General features: G+C 55.6%; 16 protein-coding genes. 13 read left to right on the top strand and 3 right to left on the bottom strand.

What is annotated here, in order from left to right:
- Positions 1-25: 25 nt before the first annotated feature.
- Positions 26-1822 carry a DUF4153 domain-containing protein gene (locus DDZ13_RS05345; protein ID WP_110130406.1) on the bottom strand — a complete coding sequence of 599 codons (1797 nt, stop codon included), beginning with the start codon at positions 1820-1822 and terminating at the stop codon, positions 26-28.
- A gap of 329 nt (positions 1823-2151) precedes the next feature.
- On the opposite strand from DDZ13_RS05345, the gene menB reads away from it, so the two are divergent.
- The 3 genes from menB to metG all read left to right on the top strand — a co-directional run bounded on the left by menB (position 2152) and on the right by metG (position 6660).
- Complete coding sequence (gene menB, locus DDZ13_RS05340) at positions 2152-2985, top strand: 1,4-dihydroxy-2-naphthoyl-CoA synthase (RefSeq protein ID WP_110130405.1); 834 nt, start codon at positions 2152-2154, stop codon at positions 2983-2985.
- 468 nt (positions 2986-3453) lie between these two features.
- Positions 3454-4914 (top strand): endonuclease/exonuclease/phosphatase family protein, encoded by a 1461-nt coding sequence (locus DDZ13_RS05335; RefSeq protein WP_110130404.1) that lies wholly within the window; start codon positions 3454-3456, stop codon positions 4912-4914.
- 210 nt (positions 4915-5124) lie between these two features.
- Positions 5125-6660, top strand: a complete 1536-nt coding sequence (metG, locus tag DDZ13_RS05330) for a methionine--tRNA ligase (protein WP_110130403.1) — start codon at positions 5125-5127, stop codon at positions 6658-6660.
- Positions 6661-6956: 296 nt separating this feature from the next.
- On the opposite strand, the gene DDZ13_RS05325 is transcribed toward metG, so the two are convergent.
- Complete coding sequence (locus DDZ13_RS05325) at positions 6957-7205, bottom strand: DUF4032 domain-containing protein (RefSeq protein WP_110130402.1); 249 nt, start codon at positions 7203-7205, stop codon at positions 6957-6959.
- Between the two features lie 80 nt (positions 7206-7285).
- Entirely contained in the window at positions 7286-8365 is a 1080-nt protein-coding gene (locus tag DDZ13_RS05320; protein WP_110130648.1) for an Mrp/NBP35 family ATP-binding protein, read from the bottom strand.
- A 486-nt stretch (positions 8366-8851) separates the two neighbouring features.
- On the opposite strand from DDZ13_RS05320, the gene DDZ13_RS05315 reads away from it, so the two are divergent.
- The 10 genes from DDZ13_RS05315 (at position 8852) to DDZ13_RS05275 (ending at position 18534) form a co-directional block, all read left to right on the top strand.
- Complete coding sequence (locus DDZ13_RS05315; protein ID WP_110130401.1) at positions 8852-10045, top strand: PD40 domain-containing protein; 1194 nt, start codon at positions 8852-8854, stop codon at positions 10043-10045.
- A gap of 63 nt (positions 10046-10108) precedes the next feature.
- On the top strand, positions 10109-10414 hold the full coding sequence (locus DDZ13_RS05310; protein WP_110130400.1) for a hypothetical protein: 306 nt from the start codon (positions 10109-10111) through the stop codon (positions 10412-10414).
- Positions 10415-10898: 484 nt separating this feature from the next.
- On the top strand, positions 10899-11150 hold the full coding sequence (locus tag DDZ13_RS15315; protein ID WP_146209245.1) for a hypothetical protein: 252 nt from the start codon (positions 10899-10901) through the stop codon (positions 11148-11150).
- Between the two features lie 159 nt (positions 11151-11309).
- Positions 11310-12143, top strand: a complete 834-nt coding sequence (locus tag DDZ13_RS05305; protein ID WP_110130399.1) for a hypothetical protein — start codon at positions 11310-11312, stop codon at positions 12141-12143.
- A 67-nt stretch (positions 12144-12210) separates the two neighbouring features.
- The gene (locus DDZ13_RS05300) at positions 12211-12504 is read left to right on the top strand and encodes a hypothetical protein (protein WP_110130398.1); all 294 of its coding nucleotides are present in this window, start codon (positions 12211-12213) and stop codon (positions 12502-12504) included.
- Between the two features lie 58 nt (positions 12505-12562).
- Positions 12563-13363: a glycerophosphodiester phosphodiesterase gene (locus DDZ13_RS05295; protein ID WP_110130397.1), complete on the top strand. Its 801-nt coding sequence runs from the start codon at positions 12563-12565 to the stop codon at positions 13361-13363.
- A 68-nt stretch (positions 13364-13431) separates the two neighbouring features.
- Complete coding sequence (locus tag DDZ13_RS05290) at positions 13432-13857, top strand: Fur family transcriptional regulator (RefSeq protein ID WP_110130396.1); 426 nt, start codon at positions 13432-13434, stop codon at positions 13855-13857.
- A gap of 84 nt (positions 13858-13941) precedes the next feature.
- The gene (gene katG / locus DDZ13_RS05285) at positions 13942-16101 is read left to right on the top strand and encodes a catalase/peroxidase HPI (RefSeq protein ID WP_110130647.1); all 2160 of its coding nucleotides are present in this window, start codon (positions 13942-13944) and stop codon (positions 16099-16101) included.
- 167 nt (positions 16102-16268) lie between these two features.
- Complete coding sequence (locus DDZ13_RS05280; protein WP_110130395.1) at positions 16269-17588, top strand: Gfo/Idh/MocA family protein; 1320 nt, start codon at positions 16269-16271, stop codon at positions 17586-17588.
- A complete protein-coding gene (locus DDZ13_RS05275) occupies positions 17581-18534 on the top strand; it encodes a ThuA domain-containing protein (RefSeq protein WP_158279801.1) in 954 nt (317 codons plus the stop codon). The genes DDZ13_RS05280 and DDZ13_RS05275 overlap by 8 nt, the downstream gene beginning before the upstream one ends.
- Positions 18535-18837 lie beyond the last annotated feature (303 nt).

Here is an 18837-nt window from a genome sequence, read left to right as displayed (position 1 = left end):
CGGTTCGCCCTGCCAGTCCCTGCGGCTAGGGAGAGATTGGCTCCGGTAGCGTCAAAAAGACGGTAAATGTCGCACTGCGGAAGCGGTTTTCACCAGCAAGCTGTGCGTTCGTGCAGACAAAGCTGAAGCGGTAGTCCTTATTTTCAACATGCCAGACAAGCGGTTCATTATTCCGGTTGCCGTTGGTTTTGACGGCTTCTTTGATTTCGGCCGCCCACGTGGTCATTTCGATGTCGATCACCTCGATCCCGTTTGACTGAACAGACAGGTAATTGGCTTCTTCGCTTATCTCAACAACAAGCTCGTCCGTTCCAAGCTCGTAGCTGCGTTTCGCATTACGATTCCGGCTGTTGTAGAAATTGTAGTCGATCATCCATTCATGGCCGTAGGTTGAGGTGACGTTGCGGGCCGCATAGAACTGGGTGGATGTCATCTCCAGTTCATCGTTCAATTGGAGATATTCCATGACTTTATTGGTCATGTAATAGGACGAATTTCTGTACGAGGCTTGAATGTTTTTTCGGGTAGAGAGGAAGGAGGCGAGTTCCTTCTCCATGGATTCGGTGCCGAAATTTTTCAGAACATAGCTCAAAGCACTCTGTAATTCCTCCACGACTTCCGCGTCCTGTGGTGCTTCGGTGGGAATTAGGACACCTTTTTCCATCACGCCCAGTTCGGTGGCCAGGGCTCGAATCCGTTCCAGTTGTGCCCGTTCACTCCAGCCGAAAGCACCGAGCGGTCCGGCATAAATGGAAAAGAGCGAGACGATAAGAAGACTGAAAGGCATCCACCCGATTTTCAGTGCGGGGCGAAGGATGTAGGCCAGCGAGAGGCCAAAGAGCCAGATGGCCAGCGCAAGGCCAAGGTAGCGGTTGATCGTCATGCCGTAATCGCTCAGTCGGACCTGTAGGGCCATAAAGAGCACGATGGCAAGCGGCAGCAGCAGGCGGAAGAGCCAGCGGTGGTAGAGGCGTGCCCAGTTTTCCGATTTGGGGAGCGGCAGACTGAGCACGTAGGTCAGCAGGCTGATCACCGCCAGCACGAAGATCGGCATGGCGACCCAGCCATTGGGCCAGCTCCATTGGATTCCGATCTTGGCAATATAGGCGTATAGGATGGTCAGGTAAAGTGCGACCAGGGGCAGGCCGATAAAGCAGAGGCTGAAACGCAGAGGCTTGGGGAAATCGCCATGGTCCACCAAACTGAGAATCCGTGGTAGTCCACCGAGAAAGAGCATCGGATGGGCGAAGAACGCGCAGAGCACCCAGAGTCTCGGGTAAAATTCATCATCGAGGTCGAGTTCAAAAAGTTTGTCGACGCTCAGCATGGCGAGGGCGAGACCGCTGAAGAGCAGAGCGGCATTAACACTGCTGAAGAAGTAACGCAGAAAGCAGCTCAGATTGAAGCGCCATATCTTTTTCGAGCCATCCGGTGCCAGCGCGGGCACCAATGCAATGCCAAGGTGGAGCGCGAAGAGGAGGATGAAATAGCTGTAGAAAAAGGTCGGCCGCGGATCTTTCAGCGAATCCGGCATGATGAATTGGCCGTAGAGAATGAGCAGCACCACGACAAAGGCCTGGGTTGACAACCGCGTACCTCGTGAGCTGCCCCGCGCTTCGGCCGCCAGATCGCAGAGCAGACTGGCGACAAAGCCAAGTCCGGCCAGCAGGACGTAGTGCATGATGACCTCCTCGTCAAAGTTGCTGTCAAATAGATAGATCAACAGGCCGGTCACGATCGCTGCGAAGAGCGTGGGCACGGGGAAACGCAGAATCGTGGCGCGAAGCCCTTCGGAGAGGGCGGTGAGGCTTGGTAGACGCATGAAATGCAGATTATTATTTCCGGGTCGACTCACAAGCCGTATTCTCGGGATTTGAAATACTGGGCGGTAGGGGTGGTGCTCGCGCCACCCGCGGTTCACAAGCCGTATTCTCGGGATTTGAAATACTGGGCGGTAGGGGTGGTGCTCGCGCCACCCGCGGTTCTTGCGGGGCGTCCTGCAAGTTCCGAGGCGTGCCGTCCTTTCGCTGGCTTCGGCAAGCAAAGCCCCTACGCTGGGGCCGACTGTGCGCGACCTTGCCGGACGTTCAGGGGAGACTATAATACCTGATAGCAGTTGTCTTTCGAAAGCAGAGCGCTTTAGTCGCTATTATGAATTGGCAATCTGTTCGTGAGTACGAAGACATTATTTATGAGAAGTGCGATGGTATCGCCAAGGTGACGATCAATCGTCCGCACCGGCGCAACGCCTTTACTCCCGATACGGTATCCGAACTGATCGATGCCTTCGCCGACGCCAAGGACGACACCTCGATCGGGGTCGTCCTCTTGACCGGCTTTAACCCCCAGACGGACGGGAAGTTCGCCTTCTGCGCCGGCGGGGACCAAAAGATCCGCGGGCACAAGGCGGGCGGCTATGTCGGCAAGGACGGTGTCCCGCGCCTCAACGTGCTCGATCTTCAGAAACTGATTCGTTCCATGCCCAAGGTCGTGATCGCACTGGTGGCCGGCTACGCGATCGGTGGCGGCCACGTGCTCCACGTGGTTTGCGATATGACGATTGCGGCGGACAATGCGGTTTTCGGGCAAACGGGCCCCAAGGTAGGCAGCTTCGACGGTGGTTTCGGCTCGAGCTATCTCGCGCGGATCGTCGGGCAGAAAAAGGCCCGTGAGATCTGGTATTTGTGTCGCCAATACAACGCGCAGGAGGCGCTTGATATGGGCTTGGTTAATAAGGTGGTGCCGTACGATCAACTCGAGGCCGAGGGCGTGCAGTGGGCCAGCGAAATCCTTCAGCACAGCCCGCTTTCGATTCGATGCCTGAAAGCGGCCTTCAACGCCGATGTCGACGGCCAGCAGGGACTGCAGGAACTGGCGGGCAACGCGACACTTCTGTACTATTTGACGGAGGAAGGTGAAGAAGGGCGGAAAGCCTGGAACGAGAAGCGTGCGCCGGAGTATAAGAAGTATCCCTGGCTGCCGTAATGGGTGCTCAATTCTGTTTTTCACGTAGCTGACCGGTCCGTCCTGGTCTTGGCGTAGGAGGAAATCGTATCGGCTTTGGCACGTAGCTGAAGCCCTTGGGTTTTGGTATGTAGCCGAAGCCCTTAGGCTTTGGTCGAAGCGTGTGTGGAAGCCGGAATACGGTAGAACCAAACGCGACCTGTCCCGCCGTAGCCTTGGCGAAGGAGGAAGGCGTTCGGCTACGGTGTTCGAATGTCGCGGCCCTCCCTTCCATAACCCAGGACCTTGGACGGTCGAAGCGGCGAGCGCAGTTGAGGCGGTAGGCAAGTAATGTTACGCTCGAACGTTCCGGGAGTATCGCCTGGATGGCAATGCGGGCACGCGCGGGCACGGCCCCCACGGACGGCGGGTAGGGCGAGGTTTTTCCAGCAGATGGCGGGCTTTGGGTACTTGATTTTGATTCCGTTAGGGGGTATTGGTGGGGAAAACATGATCTTCCGATGGCTGGCTTTATTTTTTTCGATTTTCTTGGGCTGCACCGTTTGCGCGGGGCGCCCGGTGGAGTTTTCGGTGGTCGCCTATAATGTGGAGAATCTCTTCGACGTGGACGGCGTGGCTATTTTCGACGACTACCGGCAGGACGAAGCCGACGATCCGTTCACCTATTCGCGCCGCAAGCTCCTGACCAAACTCGAGAATGCGGCTTCGGTTTTGGCAGCGCTCGATCCGTACGGTCCGGACGTGATTCTGCTTCAGGAACTGGAGGGCGACTTTACACCGGGGAGCGCAGTCACCGATTTCGATGCTTTTCTCAAAGCACACAGCGCTCAAACGATAGAGGAGATGCTCGTTCGTGAATGGAAGCCGGAGTATGTCGGCATCCCCGCTGTGGCGTGGTTACTCAAGACGTTGGATGACCTGGGCATGAGCGACTACCATGTCGTGGTGGCACCGACCAAGCCCTTCGACTCGGGCATCGCCCACGTCAATGCCATCTTTACCCGTTTCCCGGTCCAGCAGGTCCACTTCCACGAGCTCAGTCAGGCGCGTGATATTATCGAAGCCGAGCTCGATATCGGAGGGCACTCTCTCTGGGTATACAACAACCACTGGAAGTCCGGCGCCTCCAATCTAAAGCGGGAGCCGATCCGCGTGCGGAATGCCAAGGTACTCAAATCTCTCGTCGATGACCGCCTCGAAAAAGACCCCCAAGCCGATATCTTGATTGGGGGTGATCTCAATTCGCACTACAATCACTCGATCCTCTATCCGGAACTCAAGACCGGGATCAATGACGTGTTGGGCTCCCAATTTCGCGAAGGTGAAGGGCACTATAATCTGTGGTATGAAGTGCCTCCACCGCAGCGCTATTCCGAAATCTGGCGGGGGCGCCGGGGAACACTCATGCACCTGATTGTGGCTCCGGGGCTTTACGACTCGAATGGGATCAGCTACCTCGATGGGAGCTTTCGTGTGGGGCAGATTATTGGTGTCAACGCTGATGCCATGGGGCGACCTTTGGAGTGGAATTTTGCCGGGCGAAAGGGCGGCGGGGCTTCCGATCACTTTCCGCTGATCGCCCGCTTCCGCATTGGGCCCTTTGAGGCAGAGGCACCTCTACACCAAAGCCAGGATGCGCTCGATTTTGAAATGCGCCATGACGCCGACCCGACGATCTTCCCCGAGCGCCTACCAGATGGCAGTTTTTTCGGTGGTGATTTGGAGCAAGATCCCGGCGATTTGGTGGGGCGCCTTTTTGCGGTCGAAGCCAAGGTCGTGGGGAAGCGGCCCTTGCGTCTGAGTGTCGGGGGCAGGGTATGGGCAGCCTATGCGCCGGCGCCGCATGTGTTCGAGGCACTTGAGGCCGGCGTGGAAACAGAGCTGATCGTGAGCTACGGCTACTGGAAGGGAAAGCCGCAACTCGTCGTGGCGGCGATTCGCCAACCGTAGATGAACATGGGAGTGGTGCTTCGTGCCACCCGCGAGCGTGGTTGGCGCGGCGGTAAGAGCGGTTCGGTTTGAGCGTCTCGGGGGGCATCGCCTGAACGGCGATGCGGGCACGCGCAAGCGCGGCCCCTACGCTAACGGCAGTTTTGTCTTCGAATTCCCGAATCACGCGCTTGCACCGTGCCGTCAAATCACCCAAGTTCCTCCGCTTCCATGAGTAAGAAATTCTACATCACCACCGCAATCGACTACGCCAACGGCTCGCCGCACCTCGGCCATGCCTACGAAAAAGTGCTGACGGACATTGTCGCCCGCTTTCGTCGTATGATGGGTGATGACGTTAAATTCGTCACCGGCCTCGACGAGCACGGACAGAAGGTGCAGATGTCCGCCCAGAAAGAGGGTGTGCCTCCGATCGAGATTTGCGACCGTCTGGCCGGAGAGTTTCAATCGCTCTGTCAGCAATTGGAAATTTCCAATGATGACTATATCCGCACCACGGAAGACCGTCACAAGAAAGTCGTGCAGGACATCCTGCAAAAGCTCTACGACAAGGGAGAGATCTACAAGGCCGACTATAACGGCTACTACAGTGTGCGGCAGGAGCAGTTTGTTACGGAAAAGGAAAAGGTCGACGGTGAGTGGCCCGAGATCTACGGCGATGTCGTCGAGGTCACCGAATCGAACTACTTCTTCAAGCTGGCGCAGTATCAGGACTGGCTTGTCGATTACATCAAGAGTAATACCGATGTGATTTATCCGCGATTCCGCAGCGCCGACGTGCTTCAATTCCTCAAGGAACCGCTGAACGACCTTTGCATCTCCCGGCCCAAGAAGCGGCTGGAGTGGGGCGTCGAGCTTCCCTTCGACAGCGAGTATGTGACTTACGTCTGGTTCGACGCGCTGACCAACTACATCACGGCAGCCGGATACGGAAGCGACGATTTCGACAAACACTGGCCGGTCGATTACCATGTGATTGGCAAGGACATCCTGGTGCCACCTCACGCGGTTTACTGGCCCATTATGCTGAAGGCCCTTGATCTGCCCATGCCCAAGCACTATCTGGTGCACGGCTGGTGGCTCAGTTCGGGCGCGAAGATGTCCAAGAGTACCGGCGATGTCGTCAATCCGCTTGATTTGATCGAACAGTTCGGAGCCGACGCCTTCCGCTACTTCGTGACGCGAGAGATGAATGTCGGACAGGACAGCGATTTCTCTCTCGACCTCTTCATGAGTCGCTACAACAGCGATCTGGCCAATGACCTCGGTAACCTGGTGAGCCGTCTGCTCAATATGGGTGGCCGCTACACCGAGGGTAAAGTGCCTGCCGCCGTCTTGGAAGAAGCTCCGGAGCAGGACCTGAAAAAGCTCTGGTCCGAAGTCTCCGGCGAGCTTATCCCGCTCTATGAGGACTTCCAGTTTCATAAGGCTTTGGACCGTATTTTCTCGTTCCTTTCCGGGATCAATCGCTACGCGGAAATCCGTGCCCCCTGGAAGCTGGCCAAATCGGAGGATCCTGCCGACCGTCAGGCCCTGGAAACTTCTCTGGCCACGATGGCCGAAGGACTGCGCCTTGCAGTGGTCCTGCTTACGCCGGTCATGCCCGCGGTATCGGACAAGGTGCGTGCCCTGATCGGTGCGAAGGAACTCGACACGGTCGAAGGCGAACTGGAGTGGGGCAACCGACTCGATGGCGCCGAGCTTGGCGAGAAGACCATTCTTTTCCCGAGACCGGAAAAGAAGTAGGGGCCAGATCTGAATGACGCTCACTTTAGCTTGATCAACGTAGTCACAGTGCTTTAGCCCTGTGACCTAGTAAAGGCAGGCGGTTCCGTTTGCACTTGCGGGCCGCCGGCTAAAGGGGCTTCGTTTAGACTACGCCCGCTCAAGAGCAGACTGCCTACAATAGCGAACTCTCATCTCGATAATGTTCCTAATGTTCGCGCCGTTCGGACAAGACTTTTTAAGACGACTTTTACGGGCACGGCTCCTGGGACCGGGGCGAAACACAGATCAATCGAACAGAGCTTTTTCTAGGCAGGCTACTTCGGCTGGCGTACTTCCACGTTGCGGTTTTTGCGCCAGCTCTCGCGGTGTTTGCGTATCCAGTCGAGTAAAGCACGTTCGAAGCCGATATCTTCGCCGGCTTTTTCCGACTCGATCCATTTATGCTTCAGGATTTCCTCCCGCTCAGCCAAAAACTCTTTGTAGAGGCTCGAACGTTCGGCAAAGCCTTGGTTTGAACTGCCTTTCGGGGCACTCACTCGCGTCTTTTTGTTTTCCTTACTCATTCGCTGGAAACACTAAAACTGATTAGTAGGGTTGTAATATAGCGTATTAGGGCGTGTTAGCTAGCCAAAATGATTAGAATCTAATTTTTATGAAGTTTGTCGAGGATTTGCCGGGCAATTGCGGTAAATTCTTTTGCCGCAGGCGATTCGGGATCGCTGATGACGATAGGAATGCCACGGTCACTCCCTTCCCGGATCGAAGGATCGAGCGGAATCTGTCCCAATAGTTCCGTGTCGAGGCCTTCTGCGATTTCGGCACCACCGCCTTCACCGAAGATCGCCTGACGCTCGCCATCCGGTGTTTCCAGGTAGCTCATATTTTCAACCACGCCCTGAATGGGCACATCGACCTTATCGAACATGCGCGCGCCGCGGCGGGCAACGTTGAAGGCGGCCGGTTGCGGTGTTGTTACGATGACCGCTCCTTCCAGTGGAATCGTCTGGACGAGGGACAGTTGGGCGTCGCCCGTGCCCGGCGGCAGGTCGATCACAAGAATTTCCAATTCACCCCAGTCCACATTCTGGGCGAACTGCTGGATTGTCTTCATGATCATGGGCCCACGCCAGACGACCGGCGTATCTTCGTCGATCAGGAAGCCCATTGACATAATCCTCACGCCAAAATTCTCGATCGGAACGATCATATCGTTGGCGATCTCCGGGCGACCGGCCGCACCCAGCATGAGCGGGACAGAGGGGCCATAAATATCACAGTCCATAATGCCGATGCCCGACTTGCCTTCTTCCTCGAGCAGGCGCTGGAGAGCACAGGCCAAATTAACACTGACGGTGGACTTGCCGACCCCGCCTTTACCACTGGCCACGGCGATGGCGTACTTCACCTTTTGCATCGAGGTGTTGTTCTGCGCCTGGGTTTCTGCTCCGCCGGGCGCGCCGGGAGAGGGTTGCTGCTGGGGTTTGGAAATTTCCATGCGCACCTTGACCTCATTGACTCCTTCCAGTGCGCCCACCTTCTCTTTGACCTCGGCGGCGATCTGCTCCGGCACTTCTTCGCTGCCGGTGGTGATTTCGATGCCGATCAGGGCGTTGCCCCCGCCGTCGACTTCGATCTCCCGCACCAGTCCAAAAGAGACGATGTCACGGCTGAAGCCGGGGAATTTCACTTGCTTGAGAGCGTTTTTGATTAAGTTGCTATCCACGTGTGCTTGAAATTTGAATGAACCGTGCACTCTGAATGTCTTCCGGTAAGACTCAACTTAGAATCCGAATTTTTTCTATGCCCGGATCCCGTGGCGTCTAGAGGTGGAAGGGCTGTCTCACGTAACACAGTGCCACCGTTCTGTGTCGGGCCTTCCGGTTCGCACGGCTGGCATCGTATGATTGCCTGACAATAGATGGCTCTGCTTAAAATTATGGCTGTTGGCAGATTGTTGTGAACAAATAGAGCGGAAGAAGGTGAGCTGGCAGAAGAGGATAAGCCTAAACGCACAGAGTGCCTTGCTTGCCCGACTACTCAAAAAAACTCCTACAATAACTTATGAAGAAGCAAAATTAAGTCAGCATCATTAGTTTATTCGTGCGCACATGAACCAAAGATCTTATTCGAGGTCCACAGATGTGGAATTCTCGCAACAAGTCATGTTTGCGTTTGCGCTTTCTCCGTCTTTCCCGCTATTACTTTTATCATGCGTTTATCTACTCTCTTTCTTCTTCCTTGCTTACTCATCGGCTCGTTGACTACGGGTCTCCACGCTCAAATTAACATAGGTGAGGCCATTCGACAGGGAGAGGGAAGAGTCGCCATCGCCGTCGACAGTTCGGACGCAGCGACACGCACGCTGGCCCGCCGCGCCTTCGGTCTGCATGGTGGGATTACCGTGACGACGCCGGCTAATGCCGCTTTTGCCGTCCGTATCGAGCGCGCCGGAGGTGGTGATGCCGCACTCGTCACCGTGGGCTCCGGACAGCCTTACAAGGAGCAACTCCGGCGCACGGTGCCCGGTCGTGATTACAAAAATGCGGTACTCCGGGCCTGTGATCTCGTGGTCCAAGCCACGCTTGAAAGCAATGGATTTTTTGCCGGTAAACTGGCCTTCGTGGGTAAGCAGCGCGGGGTGTCCGAGATTTACGTGAGCGATCTTCTCTTCAGTGAGGTGCGGCCTCTGACCCGCGATCGTGCACTGGTGACCGGTCCCCGGTGGGCGCCTGACGGGAGTCGCTTACTTTATACCACTTATTACAAAACCGGGTTTCCCGATATTTATTCCATTAATCTGGCGACCGGGCGCAAGCAGCCCATCGCTACCTTCAAGGGAACCAACACCGGCGGGGCCTACAGCCCGGACGGCCGCCGGATCGCCATGACGCTATCCGGTACCGGTAACTCGGAAATCTACATCTCTGATACCCGGGGCAAAAACATCCGCCGGCTTACGACCAATAAGAGCAACGAAGCCAGCCCCAACTGGTCGCCGGACGGTCGCCGTCTGGTCTACACTTCCGATGCACCGGGGAAACCACAGCTCTATCAAATTTCGGTCAATGGCGGGGCGCCTCAGCGCATCCCGACCAATATCAGCAGCTATTGCTCCGAGCCGGTCTGGAATCCTGTTGATCCCAACAAGATCGCCTTCACAGCTTCTATCGGCGGCGGCTTTCAGATCGCGGTTTACGATTTCAAGACCCGCCGCAGCAAGCAGATCACGTCCGGCGCCAGTTCGGTCGAGCCCTACTGGCTCGGCGACGGTCGCCACCTCGTTTTCACCAAACGCGAGGGTGGTCGCACCCGTCTGATGATTGTTGATTCCGAAACCGGAAAAGTCGCGGCCCTGCATCAACCCGGTTTCGGCGATGCTTCGTCGGCGAGTTTTGTCTACTAGACACTTTCATCTCGGGTGAATGTTCCAAGTATTCACTCATTTTAGCTAAGAAAGGAGTCAACTATGGGTTGGGGGAGAACACTACTGCTCGGGGACATCGGCAATCGGCTTGATATCGAAGACACCGAACGTGAAATCGGTGAACTCAAGCGCAGCATGCGGGGCGCCTTTCGCAAGGACATGTCGCAGGACGAGAAAATCGAGGCGCTCATCGCGGATAATGCCGAGTTGAAGCTCTACCTCGCATCCTTGGTACGCCTGTTGGTGAAGCACGGGACAATCGCTCCGGAGGAACTCAGGGAAATTGTCGAAAAGGTGGACGCCGAGGACGGCCGTATCGACGGTAAATACGGCGGCGAAATGCTTTGAAAAGCGGGTTGCCAAGAATGGCACTTAATTAAGGTCTGATATCGGTTGTAGAAGCGACACTCTTGTCGCTTTTTCAGTGAGACCAGCGGCGATGAGCCGCTGCAAATTGTTGCTTAACAAAGCCATACGGGCTGCCAATGATTTCATGAGCTCTAAGGGATGCTTCACGCAACCTTGAGTCCTGGCGTAGAAAAGAAGTATGAGTTTACAACCGCTGCGCTCGAGGCAGAGAGGAAGGGTGCAAGAAAATAAATTTTCGTCATGAATAAACCACCACCCCATCCTCGCCCGACTTGTCCCGGCCTAGTCCCGCAAGGCGAAGGCGGAAGGGCCCTCTGGCGCAGCGGTTGTGAAAAAGAATGGGATGCCTAAACAGAAGGCACTTGCCGTAATCGTCCTCACCGGGCATTCTATAAGCTAAACCCATACGGAGTTCTCAGCTTTGTTCACTCCTTTGTGGCTAATTATTTGAGGCTACTCGACAATGACTCTCCTTAAAACAGTGCCGTTGAAAACTCGAGGTGATCTGGCCTCGCGAGCTGTATTCCGGGCATTATGGCTGACAGTGGGTTACTTGCTAGGCTGCTTGTTTTTTCGTTTTCTCGGAGGTGATGATTTTCCACATCGTTACGTGCTTCCCATCCTGGGCTTTGTTCTGTTCTTCGGCCTTCTCAGTGACGGGTTCCGGTTGAAAAATGCCCGTGGGGCGCGTGCGCCGAAAACCAATTTCAAATGAGTCTGCTTGAGGCCGGAACGGAAGAGAGTAGTGAAAATAAATCAAAACAGCGTCATTGATTACAACGCTTGGGAGATCAAAAAAATTGCTCCAGATTCCTTTGCTCTACGGCTTTCTCATCCTCGCCATTCAATTTTTCTGGTCGGAAGGGGACGCAAAATGATTCTTCGTCAAATGCTACGCTTGTTCGTGCGCAGGAAACAACTCGGGCTTTTGACCGGTCTCGCGGTGAGCCTGTTTCTGTTGCCGGCATGCAGCGAAGAGGCTACCGAAAGTCACTATCCCTATGACGAGGAGTTGTCGACCGTCGCAGGAGTCAGCATTGTCAAAGTCGAGTCGTCCCACGCTCATGGTTACAGTTCAAATTCGCAAAAGCTGGATGCGCACGGGATCGACCTTTTGACGGCTCTCTGTGTCGCCACGGAAGTGCTCGACCCCATCATTCTTAAAAAAGACCTTCCGCAGGGGGAATTCAACGTGGTGGCCCGGGTCAAATCGGAGGGACGGGATGAATTGCCCCGGCGTCTGTGCCGGGCCTTTTCGGAAGCCTTTGCCTGCCGGGTCACGCGCCGGATGATCGAGGTGGATGCCACCGTCGTGTCCTGTCCCGACCGGGAGGCCCTTTCCTTGGAATGGGGCACTGAGAACAAAGGCATTGTACGGAATGAGGAGTTGCCCGACTTATTGTGGCGGACCCGCTTCAGCGCCGACCTCGATACGATTATCAAGTTCGCGAACTACACCAGCCGGACGCTGGCGAAAAGTAATGATTTGCCGGACCGTAAAGCGCTCTTGAGCCAAGTGTTTGTCAACGAGACCGGAATCGAAGATATCGTGCGGCTCAGCTTAGTGAGAGATTCGGGGGATCCTGGGCGAATAAAAGCCTCCTTGAGAGACCTCGGCTTTACCGTGACGGAGGCAAGGCGCAGGGTACCGGCGATCGTGGTCGAGCCCGAAGTGGAGGGAAAGGAATGGAGCTATCTCTCGGACTAGACCGGTGAGGCGAGCCATGGATTCATTTAGATAAAAATCAAAACGATGAAGGAGAGGACGAGACATTATGGGGGATATTGATACCTGGGCATCGATCATCGGGGTGGGGCTCGTCGCTCTGGCCATCTGTGCCAAATACAGCGACCCCCGAAACCACACGCATACCAAACTCCTCGTCGCAAGCGCTCCGGCTATCTTTGTCATGATGGTGATTTACGGCATTGCCCGCTATGACAACGCATGGTGCTTCGTCTGGGCGGTAGGCGGCATTTTCGTCTCAACCCCGCTCGCCGCCGTGGCGCTGGCGCGCTTGACAGCTCATTATGTCAGTGATGCCTCAAAATCGGATATGGGAAAGTGAGTGTGCCTCCGCCCCCGGCTCAATGACTCTGGAAAACGAAGAACAAAAAGTAACCTGAATGAAGAAGACTTCTCTTGCAGTCATCTTAAGCGGTATGGCCATTCTTCCCATCAACGCGCAGGACCCGATGATTGTCGCCCACCGGGGCGCCTCCCAGGATGCTCCGGAAAATACGCTGCTGGCCTTTCGTTTGGCCTGGAAGCAGGGGGCGGATGCGATTGAAGGAGATTTTCATCTCAGCAAGGACGGTGTTCTTGTCTGTATACACGATGCAAAGACAAATAAGCTGGCCGACAGAGATCTGGTGGTTGCCGAGTCCACGCTGTCTGAGTTGAGAGTGCTGGATGTGGGGGCTGGATTTGGCGCAGATTTCAAGGGAGCGATGATACCGACGATTGCCGAGGTTCTGGCTACAGTACCGCCGGGTAAAACCATCTATGTCGAAATCAAGTGTGGCCCCGAGGCGATTCCGATCTTGATGAAAGAGCTAGAGCAATCGGGACTGCCTGCGCAGCACGTCGTGGTGATTTCGTTCAACGAAGTGGTCATTCGAACGCTCAAAGTGGCTGCGCCCGGGCTGAAAGCATACTGGTTGCGCTCTTTCAAGACTGATCGATTTGGCAAAGCGACTCCGTCGCTGGAATCAGTTTTGCATACTTTGCACGAGAGCGAGGCAGATGGTCTCAGCTCAAATGTTAAAATTCCGGAAGTATATATTCATGCCCTGAAGCAGGCAGGTTTTGAGTGGCATGTTTGGACGGTGAACGATTCTGGAACTGCCAAACGGATGAAAGCACTTGGTGCTCGGTCCATTACGACTGATGTTCCCGGCAGGATGAGGAGCTCACTCGCCCCGTGAACTCCTGATAAGAATATAGATAGAGTCCAAGTCTTGACACGATCCAGAATCATGTCTTGCTGAGCTATATGTCGCAAACGCAAACAGATGCCACTACGGCTTTAAAAGAGGCGGGCCTGCAGGTAACGGCCCAGCGTTTGTCTGTTTTGCGCTGCGTGGATACTTTGTCGCATGCCACGGCGGATAGCATCGCCGAATCCGTGCGCGGCGAAATCGGCACGGTCTCTCGACAGGCGGTCTATGATTCCCTGGCGGCCCTGAGCGAGCACGGATTGATCCGTCGCTTTCAGCCGGCAGGCTCCTCGGCACGTTACGAGACCCGCACAGACAACCACCACCACCTTCTTTGCCGCACCTGTGGGGCTATGCTCGACGTCGACTGTGCGAAAGGAAAGGCGCCCTGCCTGCATCCGGTGGAAGACCACGGTTACAAGATCGACGAAGCCGAAGTTATTTACTGGGGCCTGTGCCCCGACTGCCAATCACAAGATTAACCCAAAAGACGACTAAATATGGACGCATACGAAACGAATGAAGATAAGAACAGCGGCGGCAAGTGCCCATTCCCTCACGGTGGTATGGAGGGTGGCGACACCTGCCCTGTGATGCATGGTGCCAACACCACCATGGAGCAGAAGCCCCTGCACTGGTGGCCCAAGTCCCTGAACCTGGATATCCTGCACCAGCACGACACGAAGACGAACCCGATGGGCGAAGACTTCGATTATCAGGAGGAAGTTAAAAAGCTCGATTTTGACGCGGTGAAAAAAGACCTTACTGAATTTATGACTGACAGCCAGGACTGGTGGCCGGCCGACTGGGGCCACTACGGCGGTCTTATGATCCGCATGGCCTGGCACGCAGCCGGCTCCTATCGTATCGGCGACGGCCGTGGTGGCGGTGGCACCGGCAACCAACGTTTTGCTCCGCTCAACTCCTGGCCGGACAATGCGAATCTCGACAAGGCCCGCCGCCTGCTCTGGCCGATCAAGAAGAAGTACGGCAACAAGCTGAGTTGGGCCGACCTCATGATCCTGGCCGGTAACGTGGCCTACGAATCCATGGGTCTGAAGACCTACGGCTTCGGCTACGGCCGTGCCGATATCTGGCACCCGGAAAAAGACACCTATTGGGGTGCGGAGACCGAATGGCTCGCGCCCAGCGACGAGCGTTACGATGAAGTGGAAAAACCATCAACGATGGAGAACCCGCTGGCCGCCGTGCAGATGGGGTTGATTTACGTGAACCCGGAGGGTGTGAACGGCGTGCAGAATCCACTGGAGACCGCCAAACAGATCCGCGAGACCTTTGCCCGAATGGCGATGAACGACGAGGAAACCGTCGCACTCACCGCGGGCGGTCACACCGTCGGCAAATGCCACGGCAACGGCAATGCGGATGATCTCGGACCGGAGCCGGAAGGCGCCGACGTGGAAGAACAGGGGCTCGGCTGGAACAACCACAAAAGCCGCGGGGTCGGTCGCGACACTGTGACCAGCGGGCTCGAAGGCGCCTGGACGACCAACCCGACGCAATTCGACGACGGCTATTTTGACCTTCTGCTCAATTATGAATGGAAGAAAACCGTAAGCCCGGCCGGCGCCAAGCAGTGGGAGCCGGTGGATCTCCCGGAAGAAAAGAAGCCGGTCGACGTGGAGGATGGCAAAACACGGTACAATCCGATGATGACCGATGCGGACATGGCCATGAAGATGGACCCGACCTATCGGGAAATCTCCGAGCGCTTCGCCAAGGACCAAAAGCTCTTTGAAGAGACCTTCGCCCGCGCCTGGTTCAAGCTGACCCACCGCGACATGGGGCCGAAGGTCCGGTACATCGGGCCGGAAGTGCCGGATGAAGATTTGATCTGGCAGGATCCCGTTCCGGCCGGTTCCAAGGATTACGATGTGGAGGCCCTGAAGGCCAAGATTGCAGACAGCGGTCTTAGCATCGGCGAACTCGTGGCCACGGCCTGGGACAGCGCCCGCACCTTCCGCGGATCCGATATGCGCGGCGGCACCAATGGTGCCCGTATTCGTCTTGCTCCGCAAAAGGACTGGGAAGCCAACGAGCCCGAGCGACTCAACAAGGTGCTGAGCACCTTGCTGCCCCTGGCCCGCGAGGCCGGAGCCAGCATCGCCGATACCATCGTACTGGCTGGCAACGTCGGGGTGGAGCAAGCCATCAAGGCCGCTGGCCTCAGTGTGGACGTTCCCTTCTCAGCCGGTCGTGGCGACGCCACCGCCGAGCAAACCGATGTGGACTCCTTTGAGCCGCTTGAACCGCTCTCTGATGGCTTCCGCAACTATCAGCCGAAGAACTACGCGGTTAAACCGGAAGAGCTCATGCTCGACCGCGCCCAGCTCCTCGGCCTGACTGCGCCGGAGATGACTGCCCTGATCGGTGGTCTGCGCGTGCTCGGGGCCAATTACGGCGGCACCCCGTTCGGTGTGTTGACCGAACAGCCCGGTGCTTTGACCAACGACTTCTTTGTCACGCTCACTGACATGGCCTACACTTGGAAGCCGGTCTGCGAGAACGGTTACGAGATCCGCGATCGCAAGAGCGATGAGGTCAAATATACCGCGACACGCGTCGATCTGGTCTTCGGTTCCAATTCGATCCTGCGTTCTTACGCCGAGCTTTACGCTCAGGACGACAACAAGGAGAAATTCGCCAAGGACTTCGTGGCCGCCTGGACTAAAGTGATGGAAGCCGGCTGTTTCGAACTCGCATAATCGCTTAAGATTCCAGGACGGTTTCTGTCCTGAACACTCTGTAGCGCGCCGGGAACCGGCGCGCTATTTTTGTGTCTGCTCCGAGCACAGGCTTAAATATTATGTTGTTAAAATCATTTGGTTAAAGTCATATAGGACCGTCGTTGTCAGTTTACCTTATTAACATTATGAAGCGAAAAACATTCCTCAAAACCTCCCTCGCTGCCGGTGCCTCGTTTACGATCCTCCCGTCCGGTCTTTGGGGCAGCAGTCAGAAGAATTCGACCATGCGCTTGGCGCAGATCGGTACCGGTCGCATGGGGCAGGGCGATATGATGAATGCCCTCAACAACGGGCATAAAAGTCATGTTAATGCACGGATGGTTGCAGTGTGTGATGTCGACCGCTCCCGGGCCGAGGACGCGCGTAAGAAGGTCATCAGGAACTACGAGAACAAGGGCGAGAGCGATGTCGATTGTGACCTCGAAACCGATTTTCGGAATATTTTAAGCCGCGATGACATCGACGGGGTGGTCGTGTCCACGCCGGAGAACTGGCACGCCCTGATCGGAGTGGCCGCGGCCAATGCGGGTAAACACATTTACCTGCAAAAGCCACTGACTTACTCGATTCCCGAGGGCAAGGAATTGGTTAAAGCGGTGCGAAAAAACAATGTGGTTCTGCAAACCGGTTCTCAACAGCGCTCCAGTATCTACTTTCGTCAGATCTGCTCCATTATTCGTAACAACTGGCTGGGTGAGCTGAAGAAAATCGAAGTGGAGATTCCGACGGACAAAGGTCGAGCCGATGGCGAGGCGACGGCCCCCCCCGCTGATTTCAACTATGACATGTGGCTCGGCCCTTGCCCGGAAGCCCCTTACATTGAGTCACGGGTACATCCGGAAAACAACTACAGCCGTCCCGGTTGGCTTCAGGTCAACCGCTACTGCCTGGGCATGATTACCGGCTGGGGTTCGCACATGTACGACATCGCCCAATGGGGCAACGGTACTGACGTGGATAGCGGCCCGACCAGTATTCAAGCCAGCGGCCAATTCCCCGATCGTGGGCTTTTTGACGTGCACGTCGGCTACGAGGGCGAGGCCCACTACGGCAACAGCGTGGTAATGACGTCGAGCAACGGTCGGCCCGGTGTGAAGTTTATCACCGAAGAGGGCTGGGCTTACTGTGAGCGGGGCGGTATGGACTGCAGCGACAAAAAACTGCTTCGCCGCAAACCGAAAAAAGACGAAGTCAACCTCTACAACAGCTCAAACCACATGGAGGACTTTTTGGTTTCAGCGCGTGAAGGTACGGATCCGATTTGCCCGGTCGAGGTGGGGCATCGTTCCAATACCATTTGTGTGCTGCACGATATCTCCATGAAGCTCGGTGGCCGGAAGCTGAATTGGGATCCTACGAAAGAAGAAATAGTGGGTGATGTTGAGGCCAGTAAACTCATGCATGTGCCCATGCGCGCGCCCTATAACTTTGAGAATTATGCTTAAATACATTATCTATTTTCTGCTCATCGCCGGGTTCACCGTTCCGAGCCACGCGAAACTGGATGCCATCCGTCTGGACCAGAACTGGAAGCAGAATATCGCCGAGCGTGCGCCGAAAAAGGTCCAGGCGGAGCCGAAAAAGCCCCGAAAGGTGCTGATTTTCTCATTGGCGACGGGGTACAAGCACTGGTGCATCCCGCACACGCAGGCTGTGATTGAAATTCTCGGAGACGAGAGCGGCGCCTATGAATCCGTCACATCCAAGGATGTGGAAGTCTTCCGTCCGGAGAGCCTGAAGCAGTATGATGCGGTTGTGCTTAACAACACTTGTCCGCAACGCGGGGAGCGAAACCTGTTTCACGATGTGATTATCGACAAGATTGGGGAAGAGGGCAAAAAATACGCGGACATGCCGCTCAAGGCTCGGGAAGAGCTGGCACAGCACCTCTACGAAAGCCTCGTCGATTACGTGGCAGAGGGGGGCGGACTGGTCCTGCTACACGGGGCAATCACCAGTTTCAACTATTCGGATGAATTCAGTCAGTTGGCAGGGGGGAGTTTCGACTACCACCCACGGCAGCAGGAAGTGACGCTTCACCCCGTGGTTCCCGATCATCCGATACTGAAACCATTTGGCGGTGAGCCCTTCGTGCATTACGATGAACCCTATATTCTGGGCGGTGCTTATGAAAAAATGAATTTTGCCCCCATGCTGGAAATGGAAACTTCGAGTATTCAAGTGAATTCCGAAAAACAAAAGAAAGCCATCGCCGCCATTCCCCGTTATGTCGCCTGGATTAAGACGCATGAAAAAGGCCGTGTTTTCTTCAGCTCGCCATCGCACAACGCGCAAAGCTTTCACCAACCGGAACTGCTGTCCTTCTTACTCAACGGGATGCAGTATGCCATCGGTGACTTGGACTGTGATGATGCACCTTTAAATCAGTAGTTTTTGAAGAGGGGATCCCGGATCTGTTCCGATTTTTCGAAGTGGTATTAGACACGAAGGATGGCAGAGGACTCCCATAACTACAAAAAGATCTGATGATGGCAGAGGACCCGAACTACGCCCTACGCCGGGGCGTTGCTGCCATAGGTACAAATCGCTATTTATACCAGTTTGAAGAAGGTTTGTCCTCGTAGCGACCTTGCGAGAGCAAGGTCGATCGATCTATTCGAGCGATAATCGACGGCACTCCGCCTACGCTCAACGAGGCTTCCGTCTTCACCGGGTTACGCCGGACAAGACGGC

The organism is Coraliomargarita sinensis (genome assembly GCF_003185655.1).
In the GTDB taxonomy this organism is placed as follows: domain Bacteria; phylum Verrucomicrobiota; class Verrucomicrobiia; order Opitutales; family Coraliomargaritaceae; genus Coraliomargarita_B; species Coraliomargarita_B sinensis.
This window is presented reverse-complemented; position numbering and strand designations above follow the sequence as displayed.

Coding starts and splice junctions, on each gene's coding strand:
- DDZ13_RS05345 (WP_110130406.1), bottom strand. CDS start 1,822: ATGCGTCTACCAAGCCTCACCGCCCTCTCCGAAGGGCTTCGCGCCACG.
- menB (WP_110130405.1), top strand. CDS start 2,152: ATGAATTGGCAATCTGTTCGTGAGTACGAAGACATTATTTATGAGAAG.
- DDZ13_RS05335 (WP_110130404.1), top strand. CDS start 3,454: ATGATCTTCCGATGGCTGGCTTTATTTTTTTCGATTTTCTTGGGCTGC.
- metG (WP_110130403.1), top strand. CDS start 5,125: ATGAGTAAGAAATTCTACATCACCACCGCAATCGACTACGCCAACGGC.
- DDZ13_RS05325 (WP_110130402.1), bottom strand. CDS start 7,205: ATGAGTAAGGAAAACAAAAAGACGCGAGTGAGTGCCCCGAAAGGCAGT.
- DDZ13_RS05315 (WP_110130401.1), top strand. CDS start 8,852: ATGCGTTTATCTACTCTCTTTCTTCTTCCTTGCTTACTCATCGGCTCG.
- DDZ13_RS05310 (WP_110130400.1), top strand. CDS start 10,109: ATGGGTTGGGGGAGAACACTACTGCTCGGGGACATCGGCAATCGGCTT.
- DDZ13_RS15315 (WP_146209245.1), top strand. CDS start 10,899: ATGACTCTCCTTAAAACAGTGCCGTTGAAAACTCGAGGTGATCTGGCC.
- DDZ13_RS05305 (WP_110130399.1), top strand. CDS start 11,310: ATGATTCTTCGTCAAATGCTACGCTTGTTCGTGCGCAGGAAACAACTC.
- DDZ13_RS05300 (WP_110130398.1), top strand. CDS start 12,211: ATGGGGGATATTGATACCTGGGCATCGATCATCGGGGTGGGGCTCGTC.
- DDZ13_RS05295 (WP_110130397.1), top strand. CDS start 12,563: ATGAAGAAGACTTCTCTTGCAGTCATCTTAAGCGGTATGGCCATTCTT.
- DDZ13_RS05290 (WP_110130396.1), top strand. CDS start 13,432: ATGTCGCAAACGCAAACAGATGCCACTACGGCTTTAAAAGAGGCGGGC.
- katG (WP_110130647.1), top strand. CDS start 13,942: ATGGAGGGTGGCGACACCTGCCCTGTGATGCATGGTGCCAACACCACC.
- DDZ13_RS05280 (WP_110130395.1), top strand. CDS start 16,269: ATGAAGCGAAAAACATTCCTCAAAACCTCCCTCGCTGCCGGTGCCTCG.
- DDZ13_RS05275 (WP_158279801.1), top strand. CDS start 17,581: ATGCTTAAATACATTATCTATTTTCTGCTCATCGCCGGGTTCACCGTT.